The organism is Albibacillus kandeliae, from assembly GCF_003116585.1.
Taxonomy (GTDB): Bacteria; Pseudomonadota; Alphaproteobacteria; order Rhodobacterales; family Rhodobacteraceae; genus Albibacillus; species Albibacillus kandeliae.
The window spans coordinates 50,425-65,633 of sequence record NZ_QEHM01000002.1 but is presented as its reverse complement, the minus strand read 5'-3'; the positions used below and the strand labels follow the sequence as shown (position 1 = coordinate 65,633).

Annotated in this window: 17 protein-coding genes and 1 other RNA gene; 8 read left to right on the top strand and 10 right to left on the bottom strand. The window is 65.8% G+C overall.

What is annotated here, in order from left to right; genetic code table 11:
* Positions 1-5 precede the first annotated feature (5 nt).
* The 3 genes from pgi (at position 6) to DDT93_RS05540 (ending at position 4,323) form a co-directional block, all read left to right on the top strand.
* Complete coding sequence (pgi, locus tag DDT93_RS05550; protein ID WP_109464824.1) at positions 6-1,616, top strand: glucose-6-phosphate isomerase; 1,611 nt, start codon at positions 6-8, stop codon at positions 1,614-1,616.
* Positions 1,617-1,696: 80 nt separating this feature from the next.
* A complete protein-coding gene (locus DDT93_RS05545) occupies positions 1,697-2,986 on the top strand; it encodes an alpha/beta hydrolase family protein (protein WP_109464823.1) in 1,290 nt (429 codons plus the stop codon).
* Positions 2,983-4,323, top strand: a complete 1,341-nt coding sequence (locus DDT93_RS05540; protein ID WP_109464822.1) for a cytochrome P450 — start codon at positions 2,983-2,985, stop codon at positions 4,321-4,323. Before DDT93_RS05545 ends, DDT93_RS05540 begins: the two co-directional genes overlap by 4 nt.
* A gap of 68 nt (positions 4,324-4,391) precedes the next feature.
* Here the strand turns inward: DDT93_RS05540 and DDT93_RS05535 are convergent, their stop codons facing one another.
* The 5 genes from DDT93_RS05535 to fumC form a co-directional block, all read right to left on the bottom strand.
* A complete protein-coding gene (locus DDT93_RS05535) occupies positions 4,392-4,619 on the bottom strand; it encodes an N-(5'-phosphoribosyl)anthranilate isomerase (protein ID WP_109464821.1) in 228 nt (75 codons plus the stop codon).
* A gap of 35 nt (positions 4,620-4,654) precedes the next feature.
* On the bottom strand, positions 4,655-4,867 hold the full coding sequence (locus DDT93_RS05530) for a ribbon-helix-helix domain-containing protein (RefSeq protein ID WP_109464820.1): 213 nt from the start codon (positions 4,865-4,867) through the stop codon (positions 4,655-4,657).
* Positions 4,864-5,040: a DUF4169 family protein gene (locus DDT93_RS05525; RefSeq protein ID WP_109464819.1), complete on the bottom strand. Its 177-nt coding sequence runs from the start codon at positions 5,038-5,040 to the stop codon at positions 4,864-4,866. The genes DDT93_RS05530 and DDT93_RS05525 overlap by 4 nt, the downstream gene beginning before the upstream one ends.
* 57 nt (positions 5,041-5,097) lie before the next feature.
* Positions 5,098-6,072 (bottom strand): serine hydrolase domain-containing protein, encoded by a 975-nt coding sequence (locus DDT93_RS05520; RefSeq protein WP_109464818.1) that lies wholly within the window; start codon positions 6,070-6,072, stop codon positions 5,098-5,100.
* Between the two features lie 129 nt (positions 6,073-6,201).
* Positions 6,202-7,596, bottom strand: a complete 1,395-nt coding sequence (gene fumC, locus DDT93_RS05515) for a class II fumarate hydratase (RefSeq protein ID WP_109464817.1) — start codon at positions 7,594-7,596, stop codon at positions 6,202-6,204.
* Between the two features lie 222 nt (positions 7,597-7,818).
* On the opposite strand from fumC, the gene DDT93_RS05510 reads away from it, so the two are divergent.
* Positions 7,819-8,358, top strand: coding sequence for a hypothetical protein (locus tag DDT93_RS05510; protein WP_232825381.1), 540 nt, complete (start codon positions 7,819-7,821; stop codon positions 8,356-8,358).
* Between the two features lie 34 nt (positions 8,359-8,392).
* Here the strand turns inward: DDT93_RS05510 and DDT93_RS05505 are convergent, their stop codons facing one another.
* From DDT93_RS05505 to DDT93_RS05490, 4 genes are all read right to left on the bottom strand, one after another.
* Positions 8,393-8,857, bottom strand: coding sequence for an SspB family protein (locus DDT93_RS05505; RefSeq protein ID WP_109464816.1), 465 nt, complete (start codon positions 8,855-8,857; stop codon positions 8,393-8,395).
* 254 nt (positions 8,858-9,111) lie between these two features.
* Positions 9,112-9,483 (bottom strand): hypothetical protein, encoded by a 372-nt coding sequence (locus tag DDT93_RS05500; protein WP_109464815.1) that lies wholly within the window; start codon positions 9,481-9,483, stop codon positions 9,112-9,114.
* 130 nt (positions 9,484-9,613) lie between these two features.
* Positions 9,614-9,961, bottom strand: a transfer-messenger RNA (tmRNA) gene (ssrA, locus tag DDT93_RS05495).
* 29 nt (positions 9,962-9,990) lie between these two features.
* On the bottom strand, positions 9,991-10,350 hold the full coding sequence (locus DDT93_RS05490) for a DUF4345 family protein (RefSeq protein ID WP_109464814.1): 360 nt from the start codon (positions 10,348-10,350) through the stop codon (positions 9,991-9,993).
* Positions 10,351-10,496: 146 nt separating this feature from the next.
* On the opposite strand from DDT93_RS05490, the gene DDT93_RS05485 reads away from it, so the two are divergent.
* The 4 genes from DDT93_RS05485 (at position 10,497) to DDT93_RS05470 (ending at position 14,477) form a co-directional block, all read left to right on the top strand.
* Positions 10,497-11,273 carry a DUF2182 domain-containing protein gene (locus DDT93_RS05485; protein ID WP_408607911.1) on the top strand — a complete coding sequence of 259 codons (777 nt, stop codon included), beginning with the start codon at positions 10,497-10,499 and terminating at the stop codon, positions 11,271-11,273.
* 5 nt (positions 11,274-11,278) lie between these two features.
* Positions 11,279-11,986 (top strand): DUF1326 domain-containing protein, encoded by a 708-nt coding sequence (locus DDT93_RS05480; protein ID WP_109464812.1) that lies wholly within the window; start codon positions 11,279-11,281, stop codon positions 11,984-11,986.
* Complete coding sequence (locus DDT93_RS05475) at positions 11,983-12,489, top strand: DinB family protein (RefSeq protein ID WP_109464811.1); 507 nt, start codon at positions 11,983-11,985, stop codon at positions 12,487-12,489. Before DDT93_RS05480 ends, DDT93_RS05475 begins: the two co-directional genes overlap by 4 nt.
* Positions 12,490-12,833: 344 nt before the next feature.
* Positions 12,834-14,477: a BCCT family transporter gene (locus DDT93_RS05470; RefSeq protein WP_109464810.1), complete on the top strand. Its 1,644-nt coding sequence runs from the start codon at positions 12,834-12,836 to the stop codon at positions 14,475-14,477.
* Positions 14,478-14,561: 84 nt separating this feature from the next.
* Here DDT93_RS05470 and DDT93_RS05465 read toward each other — a convergent pair whose 3' ends face one another.
* Entirely contained in the window at positions 14,562-15,188 is a 627-nt protein-coding gene (locus DDT93_RS05465) for a thiamine phosphate synthase (RefSeq protein WP_109464809.1), read from the bottom strand.
* Positions 15,189-15,209: the final 21 nt, after the last annotated feature.

Sequence of the window (15,209 nt, the reverse complement as noted above, 5' to 3'; positions counted from 1 at the left end):
AGTTGATGCCTGATTTCAGCCGGCTGAACGCGCTGCGCGCCGCCATTTCTGATCGGCACCTGATGGATCTCTTTGCCGCCGATGCCAGCCGCGCCGCGAGCTTCTGCGTCGAGACGGACGGGATGCGGCTGGACTATTCCAAGACCCAGATCGATGGCGATATCCGACCGGCGCTCACGGCGCTGTGCGACGGGGCCGGGGTGGCGGCGAAACGCGACGCGATGTTCGCTGGCGCGAAGATCAACGAGACCGAGGGGCGGGCGGTGCTGCACACCGCGCTGCGCAACCTGCACGGCGGCGCGGTCATGGTGGACGGCGAGGACGTGATGCCCGGCGTTCTGGCGACGCTGGCGCGGATGCGCACCTTTGCCGAACTGGTGCGAGGCGGCGGCAAGCGCGGGGCGGGCGGTGTCTTTACCGATGTCGTGAACATCGGCATCGGCGGCTCGGATCTGGGGCCCGCGATGGGCGTGCTGGCACTGGCGCCGTACCATGACGGCCCGCGCTGCCATTTCGTCTCGAACGTCGACGGCGCGCATATCGCCGACACGCTGGCGGGGCTGGACCCGACCACGACGCTGATCATCGTCGCCTCCAAGACCTTTACCACCATCGAGACCATGACGAACGCCGAGACCGCCAAGGACTGGCTGGTGAGCGGCGGCGGCGATGCGGCGCTGCAGTTCGCGGCGCTCTCGACGGCGGGCGACAAGACCGCGGCCTTCGGGATCGACCCCGAGCACGTCTTTGGCTTCGAGGACTGGGTCGGCGGGCGCTATTCCATGTGGGGGCCCATCGGGCTCTCGCTGATGATCGCTGTCGGGGCGGAGAATTTCGACCAGTTCCTGGCGGGCGGTCAGGCGATGGACACGCATTTCCGCACCGCGCCCTGGGAGGCGAACATGCCGGTGATGCTGGCCCTGACCGGCATCTGGCACAACCAGGTCTGCGGCTACCCGACCCGCGCCGTGCTGCCCTACGATCAGCGGCTGTCGCGGCTGCCCGCCTATTTCCAGCAGCTCGAGATGGAGAGCAACGGCAAGTCGGTGGCGATGGATGGCACCTCGCTCGGCTATCCCAGTGGCCCGGTGGTCTGGGGCGAGCCCGGCACCAACGGTCAGCATGCCTTTTACCAGCTGATCCATCAGGGCACCTCGGTCATTCCCTGCGAGTTCATGGTGGCCGCCGAAGGCCACGAGCCGGAGCTGGCGCATCATCACCGCCTGCTGGTGGCGAACTGCCTTGCCCAGTCAGAGGCGCTGATGCGCGGGCGGTCGCTGGACGAGGCGCGGGCCAAGGTTGCCGACAAGTTCGAGGGGGCGGAACTGGAGCGGCAGGCGCGACACCGGGTGTTCCCGGGCAATCGCCCCTCGGTGACGCTGGCCTATCCGATGCTGACGCCCTTTGTGCTGGGCCAGATCATCGCGCTTTACGAGCACCGGGTCTTTGTCGAGGGCGTGATCCTTGGCATCAATTCCTATGACCAGTGGGGGGTGGAACTGGGCAAGGAACTGGCGACCTCGCTCGGGCCCATCGTCGACGGTGTGGAGAGCGCCGAGGGCAAGGACGGATCGACCGCCGCGCTGGTTGCCTTCATCCTCGCCAACCGCGGCTAGGACGTTCCGCGCTTTCACATCAAAGTCTTACTCTTGCCGGAAAAGCCCGCTAGTCTTTCGACCCAAACGATGAGGGTCGAATGACCGGGCAGCAGGGGACAGGGCAGCAAACGGGCGGGCAGGCGGCGCAGGTGCGTCGCCGCCGGGTGTTCTACATTCCCGGCTACGATCCGATCCATCCCCGCCGATACCGCGAACTCTACCGGACCGAGAGCGCCGCGCAGGCGGAGGTCTCGGGTTACGAGATCGGGCTGACCGCCAAGACCTCGAAGGGGCCCTACGGCTGGCATGTTGCGGCGCGGATCGAGGACAGCGAGGTCGAGACCGATGTCGAGGTGCTGGTCTGGTCGGACATCGTGCGCGACAGCATGTCGGGAACGATCCCGGCGACCTACCTGCAACTGCTGCGGACCGCGTGGACCTATATTTCGACCGGGACCCTGCGGCGGCTGATGATGCTGCGCAAGGGGCCGGTGATCGCCGCGCTCTACCCGGTGGGGATGCTGATCGTTCAGGCCCTGCTGGCCCTCGGGCTGGGGGCGCTGGCGGGCACATGGCTGGGACGGCTGGCGGACTGGCTGCTGTCGTTCCTGTGGGAGGCCGGTGGCGCGGTGCTGGGCTGGCTGGTCTTCTGGGGTGTCTGGGCGGCGGTGGCGGTCGCGGTGCTGCGCTGGTTCAAGTCGAAGGACGGCCGGTTCTTTGCCTATTACCTGATGCATGACTACGCCTATTCGGCGCAGTCCAAGGGGGCCATCCCGCCCGAGCTGGAGCAGCGCATGGCGGTGTTTGCCGAGTTGATCGCGACGGCCCTGCACGAGCCCGTCGACGAGGTGCTGGTCGTCGGACATTCCTCGGGCGCGCATCTGGCGGTTTCGGTGCTGGCCGACCTGCTGCGGGCCGGTCGTTTGCCGAAGGATGGTCCCGCTCTAGGGTTCCTTTCTCTGGGGCAGGTGGTGCCCATGGTTTCCTTCCTGCCCGAGGCGCGTCGGTTGCGGGGGGATCTGCAATACCTCGCCGCCCGGACGGAGCTGACATGGGTCGATGTCACCGCGCCGGGCGATGGCTGTTCCTTTGCGCTCTGCGACCCCGTGGCGGTGAGTGGCGTGGCCCCGGAGGGCAAGCGCTGGCCGCTGGTGATTTCCGCCGCCTTTACCCAGACCCTGAGCCCGGCGCGCTGGCAGACCCTGCGCTGGCGCTTCTTCCGGCTGCATTTCCAGTATCTCTGCGCCTTCGACCAACCGGGCGATTACGACTACTTCCGGATCACGGCAGGCCCGCAGACGCTGGCCGCGCGGTTCGAGGGACGCCTGCCGTCGAAGTCACGCATCGACGTTCGGGCGTCGAAATACACCTCGGTCACCGTCGCATGACGCCGCCGAAACCTGCCTCCCGGCCCGACAAGGTCTCGCTCTGGACCTATGCGCGGCTGTTTCGCAGGGATATCCTCTCGGCCCAGCCCGAACGGTTGTACCGGGCCTGGATGGCGGAGTTCCGAACGCCGTTCTTCCGGTCGTTCCTGGTGAACCAGCCGGACCTCGTGGCCGAGATCCTGAAGGTGCGGCCCGATGATTTCCCCAAGTCCGACCGGATCGGCGAGGGGCTGCGGCCGCTGCTGGGCAACTCGGTCTTCCTGACCAATGGCGAGACGTGGAAGCGGCAGCGCCGGATCATCGACCCGGCCTTCGAGGGCGGGCGGCTGCGCGATACCTTTCCCGCCATGTGGGCGGCGGCCGAGGCGGCGGTGGCGCGGCTGCAGGAGGGTAAGGTCGAGATCGAGGCGCTGACCAGCCATGTGGCGGCCGACGTGATCTTTCGCACCCTGTTCTCGATCCCCATCGACCACGAGATCGCGGCGCAGGTCTTTACCCGGTTTCGCGACTACCAGCGCAGCCAGCCGATCCTGAACCTCGCAGCCTTCATTCCGCTGCCGCGCTGGATGCCGCGGTTTCACCGGCGCGCGACCCGCGATGCGGCGCGGGACATCCGGGCGCTGATCGGCAGGCTGGTGGAGCAGCGACAGGCCGAGATTGCGGCGGGCACCGCGCCCGATGACCTTGCGACCAAGATCATGACGACGCGGGACCCGGTCACGGGCGAATGTTTCTCCGGCGCGGAGATGGTCGATCAGGTGGCGATCTTCTTTCTCGCCGGGCACGAGACCAGTGCCTCGGCGCTTGGCTGGGCGATGTACCTGCTGGCAACGCATCCCGAGTGGCAGGACCGCGTGGCGGGCGAGGCGGCGGAGATGGCGCCCGAGTTCTCGGCCATCTCGCGCCTCAGGATCAGCCGCGATGTGTTCCGCGAGGCGTTGCGGCTCTACCCGCCGGTGCCGATGATGGTGCGCACGGCCTCTTGCCCCGAACGCTTCCGCGACCGGGATGTGCCGACGGGGGCGCAACTGGTGCTGAGCCCCTGGCATCTGCACCGCCATGCCCGTCTCTGGGAGGACCCGGACGGATTCGACCCCGCGCGGTGGGGGACGGAGAACGGCAGGACCTGCCAGCGCGAGGCCTTTCTGCCGTTTTCCGCTGGCGCGCGCGTCTGCCCCGGGGCGGGGTTTGCCATGGTCGAGGGGCCGCTGATCCTGTCGATGCTGGTGCGCGCGTTCTGCTTTGCAGCCGTCGAGGGGCGGGAGCCGGTGCCGGTGGCGCATCTGACGGTGCGCTCGCGCGAGGGGATCTGGCTGGAGGTGACGCGGCGGGGGTGAGAGAGGCGGAATTTTCGTAAATTCCGCGGACGTTTTCTTTAAAGAAAACGCGGTTATGCGGTCATGGTTTACAGGATTACGCGGATCGGGTCCTGATTGCAGAAGATGATCAACTGGCCGGAGTTTTCCACCGCATGATAGCCCCGGCGCCGCAGCTCCGCTTCAAAGGCGGAGCGACCGACATAGCGCTCGATATCCCGCACCTTTCTGCGAATGACGGCACCGTCACGGGCGGCCTGCGAGCTGAACAGGTGGCGCATCCAGGCTTCGGGGCTGAGTTGGGTCGGCATGGACATGGTAACGCGCGTACCAGCCCAGGGTTAACACCGCCCTAACCGCGATAGTGCTTCAGCACGTAGAGCCGGATCGCGGAGGCGAGGCCGGTATCGACATCGCGGCTTTCGTCGATTTCGGCGGCGAGGGCGTTGATCGCCTTGTTCTCGATCTCGGCGATTTCGCGGAAGGCGGCCCAGAACGGGTCTTCCAGCGAGACGCTGGTGCGATGGCCGCGCAGGGTGAGCGAGCGTTTGACCGGGCGGCTCATTCGTCGCGCTTGTGGCCGTCGAGATCGCGCTCGGCCTTGTCCGCCTCTGCCTTGTCCCGGGTCTTTTCGGCCTTGGTGCGGCCGAACTTGGCGGTGTTGGCCTCGGCCTGGCTGCGCTTTGCGTCGCGGGCCTTCTGCTTTCGGAACTGGTTCAGGTTGGTGACATTGGACATGGGAGGTTCCCTCGGCTCTGGCGCCATCCTGCCATCCGGCGGGGATGCGGGCAAGGATCAGAGCGAGAGAACCGGCCCGTCGAGGAGGTCCATCAGCGCGCCGAAGTAGCCCTCCGAGCGGGCCGGGCGGTTTGGGTCGGAGGTAATGGCGACCGCGAGGTCGCGCTCGGGGTGAAAGGCGATGACCTGTCCGCCGTAGCCGCGTGCAAGGGCGTAGCCGCTGCGGCTGAGGAACCAGCCGTAGCCATAGGAGAGGCCGGAGTAGGGCGAGCGGGTCAGCGGGCGGGTGGAGGTCCGGAGCCAACCGGCGGGAATGACCTGCGCCCCATCGAGGCGACCGCCGTCGCGCAGCACCTGGCCAAGGCGCAGCATGGCGCGCGGGGTCAGCGCCATCTCGTTGCCGCCCATATAGTAGCCTTGCGGATCGCGGGTCCAGGCGGGGATCTCGATCCCGAGGGGCTGGCCGATGCGCGCGCGGGCCTGCGACAGCAGGCTCTGGCCGGTGGCGACGGTGAGGGCGGCGCCGAGAACGTGGGTCGAACCGGTGGAGTAGAGCATCTGGCCGCCGGGGCGGGCGACCATCGGGCGGGAGAGCGCATCGCGGACCCAGTTGGAGGAACTGACCCAGGCGCCGTAATTCGGGCCGGAGGTCCGTTCGAGCCCGGCGCGCAGGCTGGCTAGATCGCCGAGCGTGATGTCCTGAACCGCCGGGTCCGCCGCATCCGGGATCAGCGCGGGGGCGACCTCGCCCAGCGTGGCATCGAGGCCGGGAACCTCGCCGCGTTCGATGGCGATGCCGAGCAAGAGGGCGACGATGCTCTTGGAGCAGGACTTGATGTTGGCGGGACGGTCCAGCCCGGGGCCGCGGTAGACCTCGGCGACTACGAGGTCCCCGCCCTTGAGAACCTGCAGGCTGTGCAACTGGTCGTAGCGGTCACCAAGCCCCTCGAACTCCCGCGCGGCTGCGGCGGCGGCCGGGCGGATGAAGGGCAGGGCGAGGGAGGTGACGAGAAGAGTGCGGCGGTGAAGCATGGGGCGATGATGGGGCGCGGGCCCTGCTGCGGCAATGCCGGGGCCATCACGTTTCTGCGGGTGACGGAGCAGGCAAACGAAAAAGGCCCCCGGATCGCTCCGGGGGCCTCTCATACGATCTCGGAAGGATCAGTCCTTGGGGCCGATCATGTCCTCCGGGCGCACGACGCGGTCGAAGGTTTCGGCGTCCACCAGCCCGAGGGCGATGGCTTCTTCCTTCAGCGTGGTGCCGTTCTTGTGCGCGGTCTTGGCGACCTTGGTGGCGTTGTCGTAGCCGATGGTCGGTGCCAGCGCGGTGACCAGCATCAGCGATTCCTTCATCAGCTTGTCGATGCGCGCCACGTTGGCCTTGGTGCCGACGACCATGTTGTCGGTGAAGGCAGAGGCGGAGTCGCCCAGCAGCTGGATCGACTGCAGCACGTTGTAGGACATCATCGGGTTGTAGACGTTGAGCTCGAAGTGGCCCTGCGACCCGGCAAAGCCGATGGCGGCGTCGTTGCCCATGACGTGGGCGCAGACCATGGTCAGCGCTTCGGCCTGCGTCGGATTCACCTTACCCGGCATGATCGAGGAGCCGGGTTCGTTTTCCGGCAGGATCAGTTCGCCCAGGCCCGAGCGCGGGCCGGAGCCCAGCAGGCGCATGTCGTTGGCGATCTTGAAGAGCGAGCCGGCGACGGTCTTGAGGGCGCCCGAGAAGAATACCATGGCGTCGTGGGCGGCCAGGGCTTCGAACTTGTTCGGGGCGGTGACGAAGGGCAGGCCGGTGATCTTGGCGATCTCGGCGGCGACGGCGGCGTCATAGCCCTTGCGGGTGTTCAGGCCGGTGCCGACGGCGGTGCCGCCCTGTGCCAGTTCGTAGATGTGGGGCAGCGCCAGCTTGACGCGCTCGATGCCGCGGTCGACCTGGGTGGCGTAGCCCGAGAATTCCTGGCCCAGCGTCAGCGGGGTGGCGTCCTGGGTGTGGGTCCGGCCGATCTTGATGATGTCCTTGAACTCTTCGACCTTGTCCCAGAGCGCCTTGGACAGCTTTTCGAGGCCCGGCAGCAGCACGTCGCGGGTGTGGGTGCCGATAGCGACGTGCATCGCGGTCGGGAAGGTGTCGTTGGACGACTGGCCCATGTTCACGTGGTCGTTCGGGTGCACCGGCTTCTTGGAGGCCAGTTCGCCGCCCAGCATCTCGATGGCGCGGTTCGAGATCACCTCGTTGGCGTTCATGTTCGACTGGGTGCCCGAGCCAGTCTGCCAGACGACCAGCGGGAAGTTGTCGTCGAACTTGCCGTCGATGACTTCCTGCGCGGCGGCCTGGATGGCCTTGGAAAGCTCGGCGTCAAGATCACCCTGCGCGGCGTTCACGATCGCCGCGGCCTTCTTGATGGTGCCGAGCGCACGGATGATCGGAACCGGCTGCTTCTCCCAGCCGATGGGGAAGTTCATGATCGAGCGCTGCGTCTGCGCGCCCCAGTACTTGTCGGCGGGAACTTCCAGCGGGCCGAAGCTGTCGGTCTCGGTGCGGGTGTCGGACATCTCTGTCTCCGTCTTGTCAAAGGCTGCAAGCCGAATACCCCCATGGGGCGCGGCGTGCAATTGGCCAGTTTGCGGGGGCGCGGCAAGACTGTACCGGGGGCCGCAGGTGACGCGGTTGCAGACATTGCCGCAGAAGCGATTGGATTATTGCGCATTGTCGCGCAGCAAAGTCGGATTATGGTTGAGATGACCTCCGACACGATTCAGGAAAGGATTGGCCCTGTGCACCCGCTTCGTACCGTTGCTGCCGCCGTTGCACTTCTCTGCCTCTGGGGCCAGATGGCACTGGCCGAGGGGCTGATAGATCGTTTCGTGGGGGAGTACTCCGGGAGTGCCGACGTCGAAACCTATGACGGGCAGATCCATCCGCGTGACATGAGCGTGTCGATCAAGGCGGACAAGGGCGGCAAGTTCGCGGTGGCCTGGACCTCGACCACCTACCGGGACGGCAAGGGCAAGACCAAGAGCTACGAGATCGGCTTTGTCCCGACCGAGCGCGAGGGCGTGTTCTCGGCGGCGATGACGCGCAACGTCTTCGGCCATGCGGTCCAGCTTAACCCGATGGCGGGCGAGCCCTTTGTCTGGGCGCGCATCGCGGGCGATACGCTGACGGTGTTCTCGCTCTTCATCGACGATGACGGCGGCTACGAGATCCAGCAGTTCGACCGGACGCTTGCGGATGACGGGCTGTCGCTGACCTTCAGCCGCCTGCGCGACGGGGTGCCGCTGAAAGGCGTGGATACGTTCCTGCAGAAGAAGTGAAGGCCCACAGAAGACGTAAGGCCCGGGCTGCGGGTTACTTGCGGAAGCTGTCCAGCGATACGACTTCGGCGTCGTGGGGCGCATCGGAGTCGTCGTCCTGCTCGCCACGATCGTTGGGCTCGGGCGGCAGATCGTCGTCCTCGTCATCCGGGGTCTCGAAGCGCAGACCGAACTCCACCGAGGGATCGACGAAGGTCTTGATCGCGTCGTAGGGGATGTAGAGCGGCTCGGGCTGGTCGCCGAAATTCAGCGTTACCGCAAAGCCCTCGTCGGTCACGTCGAGGTTGTCGAACCAGTGCTGCAGCACCACGGTCATCTCGCCCGGGTAGCGGTCTGCCAGCCAATCGGCGAGCTCGGCATCGGGGTGCGAGGTGTCGAAGGTGATGAAAAAATGATGGCGGCCCGGCAGGCCGGTATCGGCCACGCCCTGCAACACGGTCTTGATCAGACCGCGCATTGCCGTGTGCATCAGATTTCCATAGTCGATGTCGCGCGACATGTCGTGTCCCCGAACAAAGTGATGTCAGCATAAGGGATTCGGAGAGAAACGAAAGACCGCCCGGCGCAGAAATTCGCCCATGCGGCGAGTGACGCCGCGGCGACCTCTATGTGGGCAGGGTTGTCAGGTGCGGGCATCGGCGCCGAAGGGGATCAGGACGCTTGTGGCCCTGACCCTAGGGCGCGCGGCAGTGTCGGCCGATGAGCCGGTAGGCATGGCGCAGGGCGCCGGATCGGCTGCCCGTGTGAGGGGGATCAGCGCCGCGGGATCGAGGCGACGAGGGCCTCCAGCACCTTGACCCGGGCTTCGAGCATCTGGAACTTGGCCTCCGAGACGAGGTCCTTGTTCATCTTCTCGACCTGCTTCTGGATCTTCTGGGCCTCCTTGTCCTGCTCCTTGAACTGGGCATCCTGGAGCTTGTCCTTGAGCTCCAGTTCTCGCTGGACGGCCTTGTTGCTGAATTCCGGGTCGTTGGACATCTTCTTGTACTGGAGGTCCAGCAGCTTCTCGATGTCCTTGGAACTGGTGATGCTGTCCGCCAGGATCTTGCCGCGGTCCTCGACGAACTTGAGCCGCTTTTCCATGTCGGAAACGGATTTTGCAATTTTCTTGATGTCCTCGGCCATCTGGTCCTCCGTAAATGAATTGCCCGCGAGACGCGGGGTGAACGTGAATGCGCTGACGCTACAGCGGAGCTTGCAAAGCGCAAAGCGGCCTTTTTGAGGCAGCGCAGGTTGGTTCGGAGCATGGGAGGGAAGTGCAGGCTTCTGTTGCCAGGTGCCTGCGAACCCCGCCTTACGACGCTAATCGCAAGGGCTTAAGTTTCGGTCTTGTTACTGCTTACGCAGCAACGGCAACCGGAGCACGATTGTCATTTGCAATTGTACTGTTTTCGCCGGTAACGGTGGCAGACCGCCGAGACAAAGCAAACCCCTTTAGACGTTCGTCGATCCTGTTTCGGCCCCATGATCCCCAAATGAAGGATGTTTGGTGGAGCCGCCGGGTACCGCCCCCGGGTCCGATCCGCTTATTACGAGCGCGTTTATGTCCATAGTCCCGAAGGACAGGAGTGATATAGGGCGGGGACGGCGGGTTTGCAATCCGTGACCCGCGCCGCAGGGCAGCGAAAACACTCAGATGTAGGGCAGGTTCGCACAGAGGAACCAGAGCGCGAGGACGGTCTCGATGCCGCCGAAGGCGAGGACCTTTCTGAGCGGCGGATTGTCGAAGGCGAGGGAGATGAAGCGCCCCATCGCGGCCCCGGCATAGACGAAGCCGAGCATGGCAAAGGCCAGAGGCTCCTCGTACCAGAGCGCGGCGGCGCCGGTCAGCACGTAGAGCCCGCCGGTGGAGGCGCGCAGCTCGGAATAGCCCATGGTGCTGGAGGTGGGCGCGAGATCGAGGACCGACGCGATGTAATTGGGCGAGATCAGCCCGAAGAGGCCGATTCCGATGGTCAGCACGGCGGCGATGACATTGAAGGTCTCGATCATGCGACGAAGATACCTTGCCCGCGCAAACCGGCAAGAGGCCAAAGTGGGGGCGCGGGCGGGAAAGCTGCTTTTCATCGCGATTTGTCTCTGACATTCATTGTCTTAGGGAGAGCGACCGGGGAGGGGACATGCCGCGCGGGGCCTTGATGCGAAACGTGCTGTGGCTGGGGTTTTTCGCCGCAATCCTCGTGGCGTGGTGGTGGCTCTACGACATGAGCGCGGGCATGGGGCTGGACCTGATCGGGCGCCCGGGCGGGATGGCCGAGGCGATGCGGTGGATGGATCCGCGCATGGACATGGACATGCCGATGGCGCGGTTCTGGCCGCTGTTCGCCATGTGGGCGGTCATGATGGCCGCGATGATGCTGCCGACGATGGTCCCGACGCTCTCGGCCTACGAGGACCTGATGACCTCGGCCAATGGCAGCCGCGCCGGGTGGCTTGGCGTGCTGGGCGGCTACGGGCTGGTCTGGGTGGCTTTCGCGGCGGTGATCGCCGGGGTGCAGCTGGCCCTGCTGTTCGGCGGGATCGTGGACATGCTGGGCATCGCCACCTCGCGCTGGCTGTCGGCGGGGCTGCTGGTGGTCGTGGGGGTGTTTCAGTTCACCCGGGCCAAGGCGGTGTGCCACGGTGTCTGCCACAGCCCCGTGGGCTATTTCCTCGGGCACTGGCGGACGGGTTTTGCCGGCGGGCTGCGCATGGGCCTTGGGCTTGGGGCCTATTGCGTCGGGTGTTGCTGGGGATTCATGGCGCTGGGGTTCGTCGGCGGGGTGATGAGCCTGTTGTGGATGGGGCTCGCCACGCTGTTCATGGTGCTGGAAAAGCTGCCCCAGATCGGACATCATGTCGTAAAACCAATGGGTTTCGCGCTGATACTGGCCGGAGTGGCCGTGGTCGCGGTGCCTGTCGTCACGGGAGGATAGAGCGGATGGCATTGAACAGAAGGGCGGACGCGGACCGGTTGCCGGTGTCGCAAAGGATCGACAGCCGGATGCCGAACCCCAAGCGGCGGGTGGCAAGCCCGACGAACTGGGCGATCAAGGGCGAGCTGTTCCTGAACTGCTCCTGCGAGGTCTTCTGTCCCTGCGTGGTCTCGCTCGGGGCGCATCCGCCGACCGAGGGGCACTGCCACGCGTGGATGGCGATCATCATCGACGAGGGGCACTACGAGGGTGAGGACCTGTCGGGGCTGAACATCGGCCTGCTGGTCGATATTCCGGGCCGCATGGGCGAGGGCAACTGGAAGGTCGCCGCCTACGTGGACGAGCGTGCCAGCGGCAAGGCCTACCATGGCATTCTCCAGATCTTCAGCGGGCAGGCGGGCGGCACCACCGGGCTGTTCACCATGCTGGTGAGCGAGATCATCGGGGCCGAGAAGGCGCCGGTGATGATCGAACGCGACGGGCGCAAGCGGCGGATCACCATCGGGCGCCAGATCCAGGGCGAGATCGAGATGATCGAGGGGCGCGACAAGGATCATCCGGTGATGATCTCGAATTCGAAGTACTGGATGGGTCCGGACATCATCGCGGCCAAGGGCCTGAAGTCCAGGGTGCGCGACTATGGGCGCGTCTGGGATTTCGGCGGCAAGTCGGCCGAGGTCTGCCCGATCGATTGGAAGGGCGCCGGGGCATGATCTCACGCGACTACTGCATCCTGATGGCGAAGTATAATCGCTGGCAAAACATGCAGTTGGAGCGTGTTCTTCAGAATCTGGACAAGGACGAGCTGATGAAGGAGCGCGGCGCCTTCTTCGGCTCGATCTTCAAGACCATCAATCACCTCTGCTGGGGTGACCAGATGTGGATGGGCCGCTTCGATGGCGGCCCGGCACCCGAGGGCGGCATCAAGGGATCGGTCGAGCTGTTTCCGACGCTGGCGACATGGAGCGCAGAGCGGTTCCGGCTGGATGGCCGGATCCGGCTCTGGGCCGAGAAGGTGCACAACGTGGAACTGGCGGGGACACTGACGTGGTACTCCGGGGCCGCCGGGCGCGAGGTCACCAAGCCGATGGGCGTGGTGGTGACCCATTTCTTCAATCACCAGACCCATCACCGCGGGCAGATCCACGCCATGCTGACCGCCGCCGGGGCCGAGGCGCCGGTCAGCGACCTGTTCCTGATGCCCGAGACGTTCTGATCTGATACGGCATCGATTTGCGACAAGGTGTCGCGAACGCGATGCGATATGCCGCGCCTGTTCCGCCCCTGATCGGTGCTTGGGTTACCTTGGGTCATGGGCGATGCGGCAGGTTTCGACGCCGTTCCGCCCGGCAACGGGACGGGTCTGTTCCGTGCCGCACCGGATGGGCCGGAAAGGGCGCCGAACCCGGTGTGGATTTGGAGGAAGAAGACGTTTATCAGCTGTTTTTTGTGCCCGGCGGGAGTGAATTCCCGGCGTGACGGGTGACTTTTGCCGAGTGCGTCCTATGTCCTTCGCCCACGAACAGATCTTGTAGGTACGCAAACGAAAAAGGAGCCAAAATGGCCGATGTATCGAACGATCAGGGCATTCCGCAGCCAGAGGGCGCTGTGGAGCTGATCGACACGGATTACACCATAGGACAGGACAACATAGACGGGCAGGTGGGACCCTTCGGGTTCGACATCCACAACCCCGTCTTCCTCGTCTCGGGCCTCGCGATCGTGGCCTTCGTCTTTTACACGCTGGCGCTGCCGGAGCAGGCGGGCGCCGCGTTTTCCTGGCTGTTCTCGACCGTCACCAAGGGGTTCGACTGGTTCTTCCTCGGCTCGGCGAACATCTTCGTCATCTTCTGCCTTCTGCTGATCGTGACCCCGGTCGGCTCGGTGCGCCTCGGCGGGGCCGAGGCGACGCCGGATTACGGCTACGTGGGCTGGTTCGCGATGCTCTTTGCCGCCGGCATGGGGATCGGGCTGATGTTTTTCGGCGTGCTCGAGCCGGTCTATCACATGGCGGTGTCCGAGCCGCTGGGCGTGCCGTCTCCCTTTGATGCCGATGGCAACCTGATCCCCGAGAATGTGGAGGCCGCCAAGACCATGGGTCTTGCCGCCACGATCTTTCACTGGGGGCTGCACCCCTGGGCGATCTACGCGGTGGTGGCGCTGGCGCTGGCGCTGTTCTCCTTCAACAAGGGGCTGCCGCTGACGATCCGCTCGGCCTTTTACCCGATCCTCGGTGACCGGGTCTGGGGCTGGTGGGGACATATCATCGACATCCTTGCCGTCTTTGCCACGCTCTTCGGCCTTGCGACTTCGCTCGGCTTTGGCGCGCAGCAGGCGAACGCGGGTCTGAACCACGTCTTTGGCGTGCCGGTCGGGCCGAGCACGCAGGTGATCCTGATCACCGGAATCACCGCGATTGCACTGATCTCGGTGCTGCGCGGCCTCGACGGCGGTGTGAAGGTGCTCTCGGAGATCAACATGGCGATTGCGGCGCTGCTGCTGTTCTTCGTGCTGCTGGCCGGGCCGACGATGCTGATCCTGACCGATTTCGGCGAGGGGCTGCTGGCCTACCTCAAGGAGATCGTGCCGCTGTCGAACCCGGTTGGACGCGAGGATACCGGCTTTGTCCAGGGCTGGACCTCGTTCTACTGGGCGTGGTGGATCAGCTGGTCGCCCTTTGTCGGCATGTTCATCGCCCGCGTGAGCCGGGGCCGCACGGTGCGCGAGTTCGTGATCTGCGTGCTGATCATCCCGTCGCTGGTCTGCGTGCTGTGGATGGCCGTCTTTGGCGGCGTGGCCATCGATCAGGTGCTGAGCGATCCGGCCACCAGCGCGGTGAAGGCCAACGTGATCGACAGCTACAACCCGCCGCTGTCGCTCTTTGCGATGCTGGAGGGGCTGCCGCTGGCCGGGATCACCTCGGTGATCGGGATCGTTCTGGTGATCGTGTTCTTCGTCACCTCGTCGGATTCCGGGTCGCTGGTGATCGACACGATCACGGCGGGCGGCAAGGTCGACGCGCCGGTGCCGCAGCGGGTGTTCTGGTGCGTGTTCGAGGGGGCGGTGGCCATCGTGCTGCTGCTCTCGGCCGGGGGGCTGCAGTCGCTTCAGTCGATGGTGATCTCGACCGGGCTGCCGTTTACAGTGGTGCTGCTGCTGATGTGCTGGGCGATCTGGAAGGGTCTGCGCGCAGAGCCGAGGTAACAACGGCAAGGGCGGCGGGCGTTTCGCCCGCCCGTTGGGGGGCGGTGGCCGGTGGTCGCCGCCCCTTGTCGTTGGTGGGGGCGCTTAGCCCTGGGTCATCGCCGCGACGAGGGTCTGGAGGGCGGCGAGTGGGTCCTCGGCCGTCCAGATCTCGTCGCCGATGCCGAAGAAGTCGGTCATGGGGGCGAGGCGGCGGATGCCCTCGACATCCAGCCCGCCCTCGGCCACCACCGGGATCTCGATCATCTCGGACCACCACTGGAACAGGTCGTCGTCGGCATGGCTGCCGTCGCCGAGGCCGCTGGCGCCGATCGGGCCGAAGCTGACGTAATCCGCGCCTGCCTCGCCGGCGGACATGCCGTCGTGGCGCGAGGTGCCGCAGAAGCTGCCGACGATGGCGTCGGGGCCGAGCTCCTTGCGGGCATGGCGCACCGTGCGGGCGGCGTCGCGCAGATGCACGCCGTCGAGCCCGAGGCGCTGCGCCATCATCACGTGGTCGGAGATCACGATGGCCACGTCGCGCTGGTGGGCCACTTCGCGCAGGGTGTCCGCCGCGCGCGAGATGTCGTCCTCGTCGCGGGTCGCCATCGCCAGGCGCAGGCAGGCGATCTCGGCGCCGTCGAGCACCCGTGCCAGCGCTTCGGAATAGTCGTAGAGTTGAAAGGCGGGCGGGGTGATCAGGTAGATCTGCGGCTGCTCGGGGGTGGTCATGGCCGGGTCCTCGGTCTCGGA

Excerpts from the sequence above, each read along its gene's own strand:
- fumC (WP_109464817.1), bottom strand. The coding sequence starts at position 7,596 with ATGTCCGACACCCGCACCGAGACCGACAGCTTCGGCCCGCTGGAAGTT.
- DDT93_RS05505 (WP_109464816.1), bottom strand. The coding sequence starts at position 8,857 with ATGTCGCGCGACATCGACTATGGAAATCTGATGCACACGGCAATGCGC.
- DDT93_RS05465 (WP_109464809.1), bottom strand. The coding sequence starts at position 15,188 with ATGACCACCCCCGAGCAGCCGCAGATCTACCTGATCACCCCGCCCGCC.
- DDT93_RS05535 (WP_109464821.1), bottom strand. The coding sequence starts at position 4,619 with ATGTCCATGCCGACCCAACTCAGCCCCGAAGCCTGGATGCGCCACCTG.
- DDT93_RS05540 (WP_109464822.1), top strand. The coding sequence starts at position 2,983 with ATGACGCCGCCGAAACCTGCCTCCCGGCCCGACAAGGTCTCGCTCTGG.
- DDT93_RS05475 (WP_109464811.1), top strand. The coding sequence starts at position 11,983 with ATGATCTCACGCGACTACTGCATCCTGATGGCGAAGTATAATCGCTGG.
- DDT93_RS05485 (WP_408607911.1), top strand. The coding sequence starts at position 10,497 with ATGCGAAACGTGCTGTGGCTGGGGTTTTTCGCCGCAATCCTCGTGGCG.
- pgi (WP_109464824.1), top strand. The coding sequence starts at position 6 with ATGCCTGATTTCAGCCGGCTGAACGCGCTGCGCGCCGCCATTTCTGAT.
- DDT93_RS05520 (WP_109464818.1), bottom strand. The coding sequence starts at position 6,072 with ATGCTTCACCGCCGCACTCTTCTCGTCACCTCCCTCGCCCTGCCCTTC.
- DDT93_RS05470 (WP_109464810.1), top strand. The coding sequence starts at position 12,834 with ATGGCCGATGTATCGAACGATCAGGGCATTCCGCAGCCAGAGGGCGCT.
- DDT93_RS05490 (WP_109464814.1), bottom strand. The coding sequence starts at position 10,350 with ATGATCGAGACCTTCAATGTCATCGCCGCCGTGCTGACCATCGGAATC.
- DDT93_RS05500 (WP_109464815.1), bottom strand. The coding sequence starts at position 9,483 with ATGGCCGAGGACATCAAGAAAATTGCAAAATCCGTTTCCGACATGGAA.
- DDT93_RS05480 (WP_109464812.1), top strand. The coding sequence starts at position 11,279 with ATGGCATTGAACAGAAGGGCGGACGCGGACCGGTTGCCGGTGTCGCAA.
- DDT93_RS05545 (WP_109464823.1), top strand. The coding sequence starts at position 1,697 with ATGACCGGGCAGCAGGGGACAGGGCAGCAAACGGGCGGGCAGGCGGCG.
- DDT93_RS05530 (WP_109464820.1), bottom strand. The coding sequence starts at position 4,867 with ATGAGCCGCCCGGTCAAACGCTCGCTCACCCTGCGCGGCCATCGCACC.
- DDT93_RS05525 (WP_109464819.1), bottom strand. The coding sequence starts at position 5,040 with ATGTCCAATGTCACCAACCTGAACCAGTTCCGAAAGCAGAAGGCCCGC.